Source organism: Synechococcus sp. MW101C3 (genome assembly GCF_002252635.1).
Lineage (GTDB): Bacteria > Cyanobacteriota > Cyanobacteriia > PCC-6307 > Cyanobiaceae > MW101C3.
This window is the reverse complement of the sequence record NZ_NQKX01000001.1, coordinates 1-14,638: the sequence shown is the minus strand read 5'-3', so window position 1 is coordinate 14,638 and position 14,638 is coordinate 1. Positions and strand designations below refer to the sequence as shown.

The 14,638-nt window shown below is 60.8% G+C and carries 13 protein-coding genes and 1 pseudogene; 4 read left to right on the top strand and 10 right to left on the bottom strand.

Features of this window, described 5'->3' with window-relative positions:
- Positions 1-75: 75 nt before the first annotated feature.
- Genes CJZ80_RS00055 through CJZ80_RS15840 form a run of 7 tightly spaced genes read right to left on the bottom strand, consistent with a single transcriptional unit; the run spans position 76 to position 6,219 of the window.
- Positions 76-1,116, bottom strand: a complete 1,041-nt coding sequence (locus tag CJZ80_RS00055) for a glycosyltransferase family 2 protein (RefSeq protein ID WP_094509935.1) — start codon at positions 1,114-1,116, stop codon at positions 76-78.
- Positions 1,116-1,592, bottom strand: coding sequence for a glycosyltransferase (locus tag CJZ80_RS00050; RefSeq protein WP_094509931.1), 477 nt, complete (start codon positions 1,590-1,592; stop codon positions 1,116-1,118). Before CJZ80_RS00050 ends, CJZ80_RS00055 begins: the two co-directional genes overlap by 1 nt.
- A 37-nt stretch (positions 1,593-1,629) precedes the next feature.
- Entirely contained in the window at positions 1,630-2,586 is a 957-nt protein-coding gene (locus tag CJZ80_RS00045) for a glycosyltransferase (protein ID WP_094509926.1), read from the bottom strand.
- On the bottom strand, positions 2,583-3,542 hold the full coding sequence (locus CJZ80_RS00040) for a glycosyltransferase family A protein (RefSeq protein WP_158217384.1): 960 nt from the start codon (positions 3,540-3,542) through the stop codon (positions 2,583-2,585). Before CJZ80_RS00040 ends, CJZ80_RS00045 begins: the two co-directional genes overlap by 4 nt.
- A gap of 12 nt (positions 3,543-3,554) precedes the next feature.
- On the bottom strand, positions 3,555-4,223 hold the full coding sequence (locus tag CJZ80_RS00035) for a NeuD/PglB/VioB family sugar acetyltransferase (RefSeq protein ID WP_158217383.1): 669 nt from the start codon (positions 4,221-4,223) through the stop codon (positions 3,555-3,557).
- Positions 4,220-5,227 carry a glycosyltransferase gene (locus CJZ80_RS00030; RefSeq protein ID WP_094509916.1) on the bottom strand — a complete coding sequence of 336 codons (1,008 nt, stop codon included), beginning with the start codon at positions 5,225-5,227 and terminating at the stop codon, positions 4,220-4,222. The genes CJZ80_RS00035 and CJZ80_RS00030 overlap by 4 nt, the downstream gene beginning before the upstream one ends.
- A 53-nt stretch (positions 5,228-5,280) precedes the next feature.
- Entirely contained in the window at positions 5,281-6,219 is a 939-nt protein-coding gene (locus CJZ80_RS15840) for a glycosyltransferase family 10 domain-containing protein (protein WP_094509910.1), read from the bottom strand.
- Between the two features lie 626 nt (positions 6,220-6,845).
- On the opposite strand from CJZ80_RS15840, the gene CJZ80_RS00020 reads away from it, so the two are divergent.
- On the top strand, positions 6,846-7,181 hold the full coding sequence (locus CJZ80_RS00020) for a transposase (RefSeq protein ID WP_369802955.1): 336 nt from the start codon (positions 6,846-6,848) through the stop codon (positions 7,179-7,181).
- A gap of 113 nt (positions 7,182-7,294) precedes the next feature.
- Here CJZ80_RS00020 and CJZ80_RS00015 read toward each other — a convergent pair whose 3' ends face one another.
- The 3 genes and pseudogenes from CJZ80_RS00015 to CJZ80_RS00005 all read right to left on the bottom strand — a co-directional run bounded on the left by CJZ80_RS00015 (position 7,295) and on the right by CJZ80_RS00005 (position 11,914).
- The gene (locus CJZ80_RS00015) at positions 7,295-9,199 is read right to left on the bottom strand and encodes an ABC transporter ATP-binding protein (RefSeq protein ID WP_233132666.1); all 1,905 of its coding nucleotides are present in this window, start codon (positions 9,197-9,199) and stop codon (positions 7,295-7,297) included.
- A pseudogene (locus tag CJZ80_RS00010) lies at positions 9,199-10,268 on the bottom strand (DegT/DnrJ/EryC1/StrS family aminotransferase). Before CJZ80_RS00010 ends, CJZ80_RS00015 begins: the two are co-directional and overlap by 1 nt.
- A gap of 458 nt (positions 10,269-10,726) precedes the next feature.
- A complete protein-coding gene (locus CJZ80_RS00005; protein ID WP_233132665.1) occupies positions 10,727-11,914 on the bottom strand; it encodes an SLBB domain-containing protein in 1,188 nt (395 codons plus the stop codon).
- Between the two features lie 100 nt (positions 11,915-12,014).
- Between CJZ80_RS00005 and CJZ80_RS14770 the strand changes: the two genes are divergently transcribed.
- The 3 genes from CJZ80_RS14770 (at position 12,015) to CJZ80_RS15225 (ending at position 14,314) form a co-directional block, all read left to right on the top strand.
- Positions 12,015-13,181: a hypothetical protein gene (locus tag CJZ80_RS14770; RefSeq protein WP_144036850.1), complete on the top strand. Its 1,167-nt coding sequence runs from the start codon at positions 12,015-12,017 to the stop codon at positions 13,179-13,181.
- Between the two features lie 148 nt (positions 13,182-13,329).
- Positions 13,330-13,941: a hypothetical protein gene (locus tag CJZ80_RS14765; protein WP_144036849.1), complete on the top strand. Its 612-nt coding sequence runs from the start codon at positions 13,330-13,332 to the stop codon at positions 13,939-13,941.
- Positions 13,942-14,164: 223 nt separating this feature from the next.
- On the top strand, positions 14,165-14,314 hold the full coding sequence (locus CJZ80_RS15225; RefSeq protein ID WP_158217381.1) for a hypothetical protein: 150 nt from the start codon (positions 14,165-14,167) through the stop codon (positions 14,312-14,314).
- The last annotated feature ends 324 nt before the right edge of the window (positions 14,315-14,638 follow it).

The window sequence follows — 14,638 nt, the reverse complement described above, 5'->3', positions numbered from 1 at the left end:
CTGATTCCGCCACTCCAGGAATTCGTTCGATGCAGAGTTCCACAAACCTAGTTTGCTGAACATGAGCCATTCGCTTCAGCTATTCGTAAAGAACTCCACTCGCCCCTGGAGTGGACAGAGGCGATCCTGAGGAATTTTTAGAGTGCGATAGACGCCTAGCCATCTGCGTAGCCCCAGCACAGACACCACCGCACGAATCGTGCGATTCGGCTCGCAGGTTTCATCGAGCTGGAAGCGGGGCTCAAGCTGCTGGATGCGCTGCAAGACTTTCTGACATGCGGCTGTATCAAAACGTGCTAAACAGCGTAGGCCGCTATAGAGCTGGCGAACCAGCAGCCTTCCCCTTTCAGGTGTCATCCCCCCAGCGAGAAGAAGGGAATCCATCACCTGGCTGTAGACGTGACTCCTGATATAGACTGCTTCCAAGAAGCTCATCCGATTCGCACCCTGGCGCCCCTGGATCGACTGGCTGTGCAGCCGCCAGTAATAGCTCACATGATCCAGGCGGATGATGCGCCCACCTCTGAGGGCATTGCGGCAGAACCAGTCAAAGTCGTCGTTGATCGTAAGGCGTGCATCCCAGCGCTGATCTGCGATGTAGGTTCGGCGATAGAGCACCCCCGCCGTGTAGGGCACTTTTTCGTCCAGCAGGATCGCTTCCACAAGCCGATCCGGTGCTGGGGGGATGAACACACGCCTGGTGGCTTCGATCAAAGAGCCCTGGGGATCCGTGCGCACATCTCCCCATCGGCACATCACCATGTCAGCGGATTCAGCGTCTGCTGCAGCAACCTCCAGGGGCAGTGTTTCCGGCTCCAGCAGATCGTCGTGATCCAGGAATTTCACATAGTCGCCACGAGCATGCTCCAAGCCAGTGTTACGGCCACGGGCCCCCGAGCCGCTGTTGCAAGGCTGTCGGATCAACTGCACTTCGGGGAAGCTGCGTGCGACCCGCTCCGATGTGTCGTCCGTGGAGGCATCATCCACCACGATCACCTCGACGCTCACGCTCTGACGATCCACACTGGAGCGGATCGCATCCAGTAGCCAATCGCCACCGTTGTAGGTGGGAATCAAAACAGAGACGCGAGGCTGGCTTACGGGTGTCGATGCCATCACACCGGAGTGGCTGTGATCAGCCACTGCAACGCCTTCACATTGGCCTCCCAGCCGAACTGCAACCCTCTCGCGCGCGCCTTCTCCGCCAGGTGCGCCACGGTGAGGCGATCAGCATCCAGTTGCTCCAGGGCATCCGCCAGCCCCCCCGTCTCCCCAGCCACCACCAGATGGCAGCGGCGGTGGTGCTTAGTCAAGTCGCGGCGAGGAATCGGGCCCAGGCGCTGCACCAGAGCACCAAGCTCCCGGATCCGGCAGTCGAGATCCGCACCCTGGTTGGGGCTGGCACGACGGATCTCATGCGGCTGCACATCCACGCCCCGATCGCGCAGCAGAGCGAGGGCATTGAGCAGCACATCCACCCCCTTCACCGGTTCCAGCCGGCCCACGAACAGTAGCCGCAGCGGCCGCTGCCGCCAATGCTCGGCAGGAGTGTGGGGTGGCGGGCTGAGGCCGATTTCCGCCGGCCGAAGCACCTTCCCACGGCCGTTGCCGGGGGATGGCTGTGGCAGATCACCGGCATGGCAGGCGAGCGGCTGGCGGAATCAGCGATCGCCGCAGAGCGCCGAGGGTGATCCTGGGCTGCCTCCGCAGCCGCAACCCCGGAGCCGCTGCAACCCCCATCGCCAGGATCGCCAGTGCTTCACGTCGCTGGCCCTGGCACAAGGCATCGGCCAGATAACTCCAGAGGATGTGGCTGAGGGCGATGCGGAACCTGCGGCGGTGGCGCACCGGAAAATACCGGCGGAAGCAGCGGAACAGCGCCCGGCTGCGCCGGGCCTTCTGCAGTGGCGAGAGGGGACCCCACACGCCGCTGTCATGAAGGCGATACGCCGACACCACCTGATCGAGCACAGCCGCATCGCCATGGCTGGCTGCTAGCAGATAGAGGGGGCGGTCGAGGCAGTATTGCTCGAAGATCCAGCTCGGCAGTTCCACCACCTCACGCCGCATCAGCACGCTGGAGAAGTGGAAGCCATAGCTATCGATCAGTTGCTCAAAGCTCAGGCGGCTCGTGCCGGGCGGGGGACCGATCTCGGGCGGTGTGCTGGCGGCGGTTGGAGCCTGGCGCTCATCCACCACCCGGGTGCGGGCACCGCAGAAGGCCAGGCTGGGATCAGCGTCGAGCAGGCTCATCTGGCGCTCCAGCTTGGTGGGCTCCAGCCACCAGTCGTCGCCCTCCAGAAAGGCCACGTATTCGCCGCTCGCCCGTGCAAGCAGGCGGGCGAAGTTGCGGTGAAAGCCGAGCGCTCCCTCGGGTGACGACAACACCTGGATGCGCGCTGGATGGCTGGCGACAGCGGCGGAGGCGATCAACGCGGTGGTGTCAGTGGAGGCGTCTTCACCGATGAGCAGCTCCCAGTGGGTCCAGGTCTGGGCCTGCACCGAGGCAATGGCCTTCTGCAGGTATGGCGCGTGGTTATGGGTGAGCATCAGCACGCTCACAAGGGGTGGGGCGTGCGGACTCATACCGGCCAGCGGCCGGTGCGCAGCAACTGCGCCAGGCGCGACCCCAGTGCCGGACCGAGCAGCCGGCTGAGCAGCCCGTAGCTTCGGATCAACCGGCCTTTATCGGAAGCGCTGAGTGCCGCCAGCTGCAGCAGGCGATCGCCGAGAGCCTCCTCCCCCTCCTGATGCAACAGCCGCGCCCTCACGAAACACTCGTCACTGAACCGTTGCCATTCGGGGGCATCGAAGGGCACGCCGGCCAGCAGGGCAGCGCCATAGAGGCGGGGGTAGAAGTGGGCGGCATCGCGCAGGGCGGCCCCGCCGGAGCCCCGGGTGACCCGGTTGGCCGACTCATGGTCCACCTGCACCGAGACGGTGCTGCCGCAGTGGATCAGCCGGGGCTGCAGAGCAGCCATGCGGGCTTCGAGATCCCAGTCTTCCGGGCGAAAGGGAGGCCATGGGCCGGCGGCATCACTGATCCAGCGGCGAAACAACGGCGTGTGGGTGTGCCACCAGCGCTCCACCAGCAGCAGGGGGAAGAGGTAATCGATCTGCTCGGCGGTGTGGCGGCTGGGATCCTCCAGCACACGGCCATCGGCATGCACGTGGCGGGAGGTGCCGTAGGCGATCGCGCAGTCGGGATGGGCCTCAAGGGCCGCCAACTGGTCTGCGAACTTGTTGGGCAGGAGCAGGTCGTCGCTGTCCAGGTACTGGATGAACGCGCCGCCGGCGGCAAGGCGACCGGTTTCACGCGCGGCACCGGCGCCGGCATTGGTCTGGCCGAGCACCCGGATCTCTTCGGGATGGGCCGCCTGCAGCTCGGCCAGCACCTGTGGCGTGTGGTCGGTGGAGCCGTCATCCACCAACAGGATCTCGATGGGCCGGTGGGTCTGGGCTAGCACCGAGGCCACGGCCGCCCGCACCATCTCAGGGCGGTTGAACACCGGAATGATTGTGGAAACGAGAAGCTCACTCATCGGCATCCAGGCTCAGAGATAGGGCTCATCGGGCTGGCGACTGCGGATCACCAGGGCGGGCGCTCCGTAGGCCATCACCCCTGCAGCCAGATCCCCCAACACCAGAGAGCCTGCCCCCACCACCGTGTCGGCACCGATTCCGATGTCGTTGCGGAGCATGGCGCCGAGGCCGATGGCGCTGCGCTCGCCGATCCACACGCGTCCGCCGGCGATCACCCCGGGGGCAAGGCTGGCAAAGGCATCCAGGCGTGAATCGTGATCAAGGCTGGCCCGGGTGTTCACCAGCACTCCCTCACCCAGCTCACAGCCCGCGCCCACATGGGCCTGGGCCATCACCACCGCTCCGGCACCGAGGTGGGCATCGGCGGCCACCACGGCGGTGGGATCAATCAGGGCCGGGAACATCACATCCGGCAGGCAGGCGGCCAGACGACGCGTGATCGCCTGGCGCTGAAGGTTGGCTCCGATGGCAACGAGCAGATGGTGTACCCCATGGGATTGGCACAGCTGAGGCAAATCGCTCTCGCCACCAAGGACGGGAATCCCGTGGGCCAACGTGCCTGGGGTCTGGAAGGAATCAATCAGGCCCACAGGCGTGAAGCCAGCGTGCCGCTCCAGCACGGCAAGCAGCGCATGGGCATGGCCACCGGCGCCGAACAGCAGCAGCGGAACCTCGCTCACGGCTGGGAGATGCCAAGGAAAAACCCGAAGCGACTGCCCAGGGCCGCTCTCCGGCGCAGCCATCCAATCGCAAAGCTGAGGGGCTGCAACAACGTGCGCAGACTGAGCAGCAGAAAGCGCCCCGGTGAACGGGCCAGAAGCCTGGATCCCTGGTTGTACAGGATTCCCCACGACTGGCGCCAATGCGCCCAGGGCTGGTGCTCAGGCAGGTGCCAGTCCATCCCATAAATCCAGAATTCCCGGTCGGCCAATTCGCGGCTAAAGCGTCCGAAAAAAAAGGCATCGATGGCATCAATGCACTCCCGGCTCAGGGTCAGGCGCTGGCAGCGCTCGGCACCCGTCCAATAGCCGCCGGGATGGCGGCGGTAGTAGGAGAGGGGTTCGAAGATCATGCCGCAATCCCCTTTGGAGGCGAGTAGGGCCAGCAGCATCGAATCAAAGGCCCCTTCCGGGAAGTTTGGATAAGGAATGGCAAGCTCAGCGCGAAACATCAGTGCCGAGCTATGAACGGGATAGCGGCGCAGCAGATCCGGCAGCCGGAATCTGCTGCGCCCGCCAGGGGGCAGCGCCACGGGGCGATTCTGGGTGATGCCGGCCACACAGGAAAGGGAGGGGTCGGCCTTCAGCAGAGCAAGTTGCTGCTGAAGTTTGGTGTCGCACACCCAGTGGTCGTCGCCCTCAAGGAAGGCGACCACTGAGGCCCGTGCCCGCACCAGCAAGCGCAGCACGTTGTCGCGGATGCCCACGTTGGTGGAGGCGTGAATGACCCGGATATGTTCGGGCCAAGTCCGCTGCAGACTGAGGGCCAGCTCGAGGGTGTGATCGCTGGAGCAGTCTTCACCGATCAGCAGCTCAAAGGGCTCGGCGATCTGCTGGCGCATCACACTCTCCACGGCCTCCTCCAGCCAGGGTGCATGGTTGTAGGCCAACATGATCACGCTCACGGCTGGTCGCTGCACCAGAGCGGCCAGATCAGCACTCTCCTCGGCCGGAATGGCCAGCATCTCTGCCTTGTGGATCCAGCCCGCTTGAGGCCATTGCCACGTTGTAGAAGCGACTAGATCCACTTTCTCAGGCGAGCGGCGAGCTTGTCAGAAGGCCTGTATTGCAACAGATGGGTACACTCGTCATTGGCTAGATCAAGAGAAAGGATGTCTTTGCTGGCGCGATGGAGATAGCCATGAAAGTCGGCCACTCTTTCGCTTAGCGCTCTGTGAAAATTAAGCTCGACATAGGGCCGCAGCCTACGATACTCTTCTATGCTTAGCTGGTCAATTAACTTGCGAAGCTCAGAAATGCATGAAAATGATAGAATGCCACATGGGTCGAAGAACTTAGCGATTGAAGGGCATCCCCAATACAAAGGGATAGTTCCAGCCAGAATGCAATCAATCAGTTTTTCCGTAAAGTAAAAGTCTTCGCGCGAGTTCTCCATGGCGATGGAAAACGCAAATGGCTCAAGAGCCTCAATTTTGGCCTCAACAGGGCGGAGACTTCGACCGTAGCAACTCACGCGTAAATCACCTTGTACAACGTGATAGACATCTCGCCTAAGCCGATATCCCGGAAAAGATACATCATGATTGAGATTGCCTACAAATGAACAAAGCTTCTGTTTCCTGCCAACACTAGGGAGGCGGGGAGTCTGACAAAAAGGTCTAACTCCCAAAAAGTTGGAGCTATATGGAAGCAAGCGGAAAGGAGGGCCAAGTTCAATGTGACTCCTTAGATGAGAAAGGACCAAGGGAAAGTGCCTGCGGAGATATGCTGTATTGATTTTTTTGATGTGGTTAGGCGACTCCTTGAGTATGCCAACTCGAAACCGCCGAGGGACGTACAGGGGCAGCCGACTTTCGCATAGCTCATCTGCGAAAAGAAAACAGCTATAGGGTATAGACTCAGGATGCCAAGCATTGATTATATCCAGATCGACTACGGCCTGACAGTCGCCGGTCGGCAAGAGATAGTTGCGAAACCCATACGTTGTCTGGTCCATATCCCCTTCCTGTGGCCAGGTGTGGCCTTCTACTAATGCCCACTTCACTGTGCTAATTCAAGGCGACATTGCGACATCAAGACAGACCATCTATCCCGATGAATGCTGCCGCTGCGCAGTGACGCTGAGAGCATAAGACCTGGGCGGGAATCCTTGCTTAGAAAGAATACATCAATGAGAGTACTTGTGAACCTATCCCGATGAAGATGAAATGCTGATGCTTTGAGTGCCAGCTGGCGAGGCAGGATTTAAGAGTTTGCTGAAAAACCCTTCCATCTCTGCGAAATGGGCCAACTGCCCACCAGAGATGCGAGGTCACCGGGAGCGCAGCGGCTCCCTGTTCGCTGGCGTCCCCGGGAGTGGTGTAATTCCCTCGGCACCCTCACCCCAGCGTAGCCGGGATGAGGCGCGCACCTCAGGCGATTCGGCTCCACGGCTGGCGTTGCAAGGGGTGGGCAGGCCCGTTTCCCTGCTTTGAGAACCAGCTCAACCAGACAGACCATGCCCATGACCCATCGTGTCGCAGTTGACTTGGCGCCGCTACTGGATGGCAGCACTGCCGGTGAGCGATCCCGGAGCTGGCCCGCCACGGGCTGCAGCAGCTGATCGAGCTGGAGGTCGCCGTCGTGCTCGGTGCCGACCGCCATGAACGCACCGGTGAAAGGCTCGGCGACCGGCCCCGCAGCCTCACCACCCAAGTGGGGGATCTCGACCTGCTGATTCCCAAACTGCGGGCTGGCAGCTTCCTGCCCTCGATCCTCGAGCCTTGCCGCCGAGTCAACCAGGCCCTGTACGCCGTGATCATCGAGGCGTATATCGGCGGCCGTCTCCACCCGCAAGGTCGATGCCTTGGTGGGCGCCCTGGGCTCCCAGGCCAGCTTGCGCAGCGACACCCCTGCAGCGGCGCCACCAGGCCGCCATTGCGCACGGTCACCCCCTCTGATGCTCGTATAGATACATAGAGAGAGTAGATACATAGAGAGAGCGCGCGCGGAGCGCGAACGAGAGGCCAGAAGCGCATGGCAGGGAGCTAAAAATCAGGGTCGCAGGCCCAGCCAGCGGCGCTATTGGGATGTCAATGGAGCTGGCTGATGATCTCCTGGGGGTGCAGCACAGCCGATGCTTGCCGCTCCCATAGCTCCCAGTAGAGCCCTCGCTGGTCCAGCAGCTCCCCATGACGCCCCCGCTCCACAATCCTTCCACCATTCACCACCACGATCTGATCGGCATTCACGATCGTGCTCAGCCGATGGGCGATCACCAGCACCGTGTGCTCCCGCTCGAAAGCCTCGATCGCCCCCTGCACCAGCTGCTCGCTGGCAGAATCAAGGGCGCTGGTGGCCTCATCGAGGATCAACAGCTCCGGATCGCGCAGAAACGCCCGCGCCAGTGAGATGCGCTGCCTCTGGCCGCCGCTCAGCCGGTAGCCCCGCTCGCCCACCAGCGTGGCGTAGCCATCCGGCAGCGCCTCGATGAAGCCGGCCGCCTGGGCCCGCGCCGCCGCCACCGCGACCGCCGCCAGGTTTGCCCCCGGGCAGCCGTAGCCGATGTTCTCCGCCAGGGAGGCGTTGAACAGAAACGTGTCCTGGCTCACCACCCCCAGCCGCCGCTGCCAGCTGGCCAGATCCAGCACGCCAAGCCCCACCCCGTCGATCAGGATCCGACCCTCACTGGGTTCGTACAGGCCTGCCAGCAGATCAGCGATTGAGCTCTTGCCTGCCCCGCTGGCCCCCACCAGCGCCACGGCGCTTCCCTGGGGGATCTCCAGATCGATGCCACGCAGCACCCAAGGGCGATCGGCGCCGTAGCGAAGCCCCACCCCCTCTAACCGGATGCCCTCCCGCATCCCAACAAACGGCACGCCGCCCAGCCGCCGGAACTCCTTGTCCTCGGGCCTCAGGAAGCCGTTCAGACGCTGCAGATCTCCCGCATTCGTGCTGAGCATCGAGTAGGAGTTGGCGATGCCGCTCAGGGCCATGTTCAGCCGCTGCAGTGCCAACACGAACACCACCAGGCTGGGCATCACCCCGGAGGCGCGGGTGCCGAAGGCCACCACGCTCACGATGGCGATGGCGGCCATGGCCAGCAGCGGCAGCAGGCCACTGATCGGATCGAGCACAGCCAGCAGCAGCGCCTGGCGCCGCTGCGCCGCCTCCTGCTCCCACAGCTGGCTCTGAAAGCTTGCATCGGCCGCCTCCAGCCAGCCCAGGCTGTGCAGCAGCCGCAGCCCCTGGATGGATTCGGTGAGCCGGCTGCTGATCGCCACGCTCGCCGCCGTGAGGCGATCGGCCGTGCGGCGGATTCTTGGCAGCAACTGCTTCTGAAGCAGCAGCACCACCAGTGCGATCAGCCCGGCGGCCAGCAGTAACCAAGGCGAGAGGCTGATCAGCACCAGCAGATAGGTAAGCCCCATCAGCACCTGGATCAGCAGGGCGTTGCTCACCTCGATCTCGCGGCGCACCGTTTCTGGCGCTGTGCCCGCCAGCTCGGTGAGGTCGCCAACGCGGTAGCCGCTGGCGCAGGCGAAGCTCAGGGCCGTGATGCGGCGGTGGATCAACCCCCGGATGCGGCTGTTGCAGCGGGCGGCGAGGTAGCCCACGCTCGCGCTGTTGAGAAACTGCAGCAGCGCCTGGGCCAGCTGCAGGGCCACCGCCAGCAGGATCAACCCCACGAACAGCCGCGTGGGCGCCAGGCCTTCCAGCCGTGCCACCAGCGCCGGCAACCGCGAAATCAGCGGCTTGGTCTGCCAGCTCATCGCCCCGGCGCTGCCCTGGCTGAGCAGATCCACCGCGAGAAACACCGTGGCGAGGCTCACCCCCTCCAGCAGTGCCCGGCCCAGGGTGCTGACGGTGGCAAGCAGCAACAACTTCCACTGCTCCAGCGCCGTGCGCCGGATCAGCCGCGAGGCCGGTTCCTGGCTTACTTGCATGCCAAGGGCGGTGGAGAGGCGGAAAGCAAACCTGGGCAGGGAAGGCCCCATCAGGTTTGCTCGCCAAGCAGTGCTGTGCGGATCACTGCGCTGATCCTCTCCACGCTCGCCCGTGAAAGATCGGGGTAGATGGGCAGGCATAGCACCTGCCTGGCAATCCGCACCGCTGTTGGATAACGAGACGGCTCAGCGCTGGGATTGCTGCGGTAATACTGGAATTCAGGGATGAGCGGGTGAAAGTAACGGCGGGGAACAATGCCGTGTCGGCGCATCACATCCAAAAGCTGATCCCGATTGAGCAGGGATTGATCGGTCACGATCACTGGATAGTAAGCATAGTTAGATTTACCCACTTGGCCGAAGTCTGGCAATAGCAACCCGGGAAGATCAGCGAGCAGCGCGGCGTAAGCCTGCACCACAGCGGCTCGTCTTGCGATTGAGTCTACGATCCCAGGAAGTTGCGCAAGGCCAACAGCTGCATGCAGCTCGCTCATCTTGGCATTGATTCCGTTCGCCGCTACAGTTACCTCGTCTACAAATCCGAAGTTTTTGAGGCGGTCGATTCTCTTCTTTGTTTTTGCATCCGGGCTCACGATCGCGCCCCCTCAAAGGTAGTAAAAACCTTGGTGGCATGGAAACTGAGAATAGAGAGATCGCCATGCCGAAGAAGTGATCCGCAGTGGCAATCCACTCCAAAGGCGTGGGCAGCATCATAGATAACTCGAAGATTGTAGTCGTCGGCGATGCGCTGGATTGCATCTACATCACAGGGAAAGCCATAACAATGGACTGCCAGGATAGCGCTTGTGCGAGGAGTGATGCTGGCCTCCACGCGGGAAGGGTCCAGGCAGAACGTCCCAGGCTGGATATCAGCAAACACCGGCTCAAGACCATTCCAGGTCAGGGCCTCACTCGTAGCCACGAAGGAAAACGGCGTTGTGATCACTTCACCCTGCAGGCGCAGTGCTTTGAGCGCAATCAGCAGAGCAAGTGTTCCGTTCGCAAACAGGGAGAGATGCTCTACCTGGAGATGACGCGCAAGCTCGCGTTCAAGCTGCTCATGCAAGGGGCCGCCATTACTGAGGATGCGTCGATCCCACACCCCCTCCAACAGCTTCATCACATCCTCCAGGGGTGGGAGGTGAGGCTTGGTGACGTAGATCGGCGAATGAAGGTCCTGGTTGTCCATCAATAGCTTCAGGTATGGGCAGCAATCAGCCACAGGCCAAGCAGAGTGCTCATGTGATCTGGTGGAGAGTGGAGCGCAAGGACATTGTCTCTGTGCCAATAGGGAAGGAGTCCCACTCCACAAAGCACGCAGCTTGAGAAGCTCGCCGCGAAAGGCATAAACGATTAGTCCCGAGGGAGGAGGAGCCAGAGGCTTGGCATGGCCCTAGAGCCGGATTGCAAGTGGACATGCTGAGGGGGGCCGCTGGAGAAGGAGGGAGTGTTCTTTGGGGAGACAAAAGTGAACAGCCCAAAGGTACTGGCGGATAGGCCAGTCATCAACGATGTCAGACTGAAGAAGCTGACTGTCTATAGACTCAGAAGCAAAGATCAAACCCATGAAGATCTCCGCTAATTGTTATTGTCAAGAATGCGGATCAGCGCCAACACATTGACCAAGCCGGTCAAGGGACGACTCACCGCTTCAACTGCATCTGCAGTAATGGCATAACGGCTGCGGTTAACGATCACAGTGTCACCTTCCCGCAGTGGTGGGTTTCTGAGCGTGGATGCTCCTTGGTTTAGATCGAAGGCGTAGCTCCTGCGCGTTGCGGTGCCGTTGCGGTTGATCCGTACTAAATCAAGTTTGGAAGTTCTTGCACGCCATGGAGCCACGCCGCCGGCAGCGAGCACTGCCTGCATCATCGGCGTACTGGCAGGGACCTGAATGCGGCCAGGAGCCTTGACCTCCCCAATCACATTCACCGTGATGGTCCGAGGAGAGAGGGTAGTGGCAGCCAGCTCTGTGAGCTCAGCCACTTCCTCCACGGCGCGCTCTACCCGGATGGTGTCACCGTCAAACAGGACGGGATTCTGGAGCTGATCGCCGTCTTGAACCAGCGCAAGGAGATCAACCCTGGCCCGTTTGAATCGGTGTGGTGTGCCGGGAATGCGGCGCTGGAGGGTCACTTGGCGAAGGTTGGCCAATCCGGTAACTCCACCGGCTTTCTGAACCGCATCCACGAGTGTGGACACACCTGAGATCGCAACCCCAGCCTGGGTTGCCGATGTTTCCGATGTTGTGAGGGTGTAAAGACCCGGCCGTTCCACCTCACCGACTACCGCGACCCTCAGCGGTCGTGGGCGCACCAGACTGAGCTGGAGGTCAGGCCTCAACAACTGCCCTCTGTAGAGAAGCTGGAGCCACTCTGAAGCCTGGGAAAGGGTCAGTCCCGAAAGCACCACGTTTCCAAGCAGGGGGAGAGCAGCGGTACCGTCGCTGAGGATGTCAAGGGAACCAGAAAGATCCTTGGCGGCAAGAAACCTAAGCTGCAGGCCATCACCCGGCCCCAGGATGTAGACATCTTCCTGCAACAAGGAACCCTGCACCTTTGAACCCCTGGACTCCACTTGGCCGAGCGGGAGCTGTGCCTGAGCAGAGGGGATAGCAAGGCTCACCAAACACGCCGCAGCCAGCACGGCGCCAAAACTGCGCAACCTGCAGGCCTGCGGGAACATTGGCTCCGTGATAAAGAATGGATCCATGCAGCCAATGGTATCGGCAACGTCAACGAAGAAAATGGTAAATGCTGTCTGCATATCCTGTCCAAACGTTCTGGCTGGGTGGAGAGACCTGCGCCAGTGCAGCCAGCAAGAGCTGAACTAACCGCTACTCTTGCCCTTACGGCAGAGTCTGCGGATGCTGTTCCGAATTTTCTCTCGCACACTGGCAGCTTTGATTGCACCGACCCTCCTGGTGCTGAGCGTCAGTGAATCGGGGGCCGAGCCCAGGGCCTGGAGCCTGGAGGCTTCACCCCCACCCAACACAGGTCCTGGGCTGAACTGGGAGCCTGTAGAAGCAGCACCAACGCAGGCACCAGCCCCCCCCGGAGAGGCCATCCTTCGCAAGACCCTGGTTTGGGAGCTAGTTCCCGACGCTGATGTGATCGATCAGAAGAAGGCTGTCTCAGAGGCACTGGAGGGACCGGATCCTGGAGCTCTACCCGAACCCAAGCCGCAAGCTACACAGGTAAGGGGTCTGGCCCGAGGGATCACCGTCAATGGGGACCCCTTTCCAGATGCTGGGCTTTTTGTGCCCAACGGCTTCGCTATGGATCCGGAGTTCACGGTTTCCGCCATCCTCGACGGTGTGAACCGCACGCGGAGCTGCCAGCCTTCAGGGGGGACAACGAGTTCAAGGGACTGTGTCGATGCGGTGGCTTATCTTGAAATCACTCCCTTTAAGGGTGAACGCGCAAGCCTGGGATTCCAATGGGCAGTGCAAAGCCTTAGCAGCCGCAGCAACGGAACACCTCAATTCTCGGCGCAGAGCCTTGGATTCCGCAGCGCGTTTAATCTCACCCCAACCACCGGCATCGCGTTCGGAGGAGAACACATTATACAGTTCGATAGCAGCACTGATTTAGGCCGCAATTTTTATCTCGTACTCTCTCAGGCCGTGCCCTTGGGCCAAGCGGCAGAATCAATGTGGATCGTGGGCACAGTGGGAATCGGCTCAGATTTCTATGGCTATGGCAACACCAGTAATAGCGGAAGTCTTGGCTCCACCGACTGCTTGAGCGGCAACAACATCAGCAGCCCCCGTTTTCCCGAAGGCAGGGATTGCTACTGGGCGCCAATCGGCTCCATTCAGCTTTACTTGAACAGCAGGATTTCCATTGGTGCCGAATGGTTTGGCTATGGCTTTGGCGCGGGAGTTTCAGTGAGACCAATGAAGGAGATTCCACTTACCTTGTCGCTCTATGCAACCGACTTCCTTGGCAACCGTCCCGAATACATCGCTAGGTTTTGCACAAGCGATCCGTGCAGAACACGCTTTTACGGAAAGATGACGCTTTCATTTTAAACCACCCTCAGCCAGGCCTTGCCCGTTTGCATGCCTGGAGAGGGGGCAAGCCGGCTCAGATGCCAAGCAAGCCTTGCTCCTGTCATCCAAGCCGCAGTCAAGAGGCTTCATATAGGTTAACGTGCGGGTGCAAAAGTTCTTATGAGCCATGCGCTACATTTCGACCGCTTTGGCAGCCTGCTTCACCTTATCCACCCTTCCCGCGAGGGCCATACCGGAAGGAGGGATTAGGGTCTTACGGATTGACCGATCCGGCATTCACGCTCTGCCAGACCTTCGTCTTGCCACTACCAATCTTGCCAGCAAGTCTGATGCAAGCAATGATCTAGTCAAGATGAAGAAGGGGACAGATGATTTTGTCCTGCAATGCAATGCCAGCTTAAGCCCCTTGACTGACGAGAAGATCATTGCGCGAAGCGAAGAAGGAGAGATTCTGGCAAGGATCAACACTTCTAAAGCAATCATCTCTGGCTTTACCCTCTCAATTCCGCAAAGCCTGAATATTCAACCCACACAGATCGTGCGGGTGGACCTTCCTGCAGCGTGGTCTGAACGCTGTACCGATGCAATCAAGAGATTCACAGTCATTGCCAGCGAAGCACCCGGAGGGACTGCAGTGACCGGGGCAAGCAGTGGTTCTGCCGCTTGGATTTTGCTGCCACTCATCGTAGTCGGAGCCGGGGCGCTGGTTGGTTGTGTTGCTCTTGGTTGCTTTGGCAATGGGGCCAGCAGTAGTGGAGGCGGTAATTCGTCACGGTAGCCTAGGCATCATTGCCGGCGAAGATAGTCAAGCCCCCTGGCTTCAGGGAAGATGTCACCCCTTTCATTCGTGCATCCGGGGGCTGAAGGAGTAGAGAAATGCGTCGTTACAGTGAGGCCGTCCAGCCACAGCCTCTGCTGGGCAATGGGCTGATGTGAAGAGGCGGATGCGCCCGCCGCTCAAGCAGAGCATGGCCCGGATTGCAGACTAGCTGGCCATCCACATGATCACCCTCTACACATTGAGGATGACAGGGAGGTTGCAGGTAGAGGTGGTGCAAGCATCAGAGCAGGAACTTGATGGCTGGAGCGCTGCAGATAGGTTCACAGTGGGTTTTGAGACGGCGACCGGGGGCTTTCTCCTGAGCAGGTGAGCCGCTGGAGTCAGGCCGCTCAAGATGCCAAGGCACCAAGCCGGTGCTGACGATGAGCTAGCAGAAGGGGTATGAAAGGCTCCGTGCCTAGGACAAGCGGGAGTACCCCTCTTGCACCAGGCAGGGCAGTGCATCCACCGCGGGCGGTGCACAGCTGCCGCAAAAACCGCGCTCCCTGCTCCTTCACAAGCGATTCATAGTGGTGCCCAGCATGTGTCTTGAATCTGCCCCACCAGCAATCCATCCTCCAGCCAACACGCAACCAACAAAAAAGCCACCCTTTCGGGTGGCTTTCAGTGTTTTGCTTCTCTCGATTCATCATCA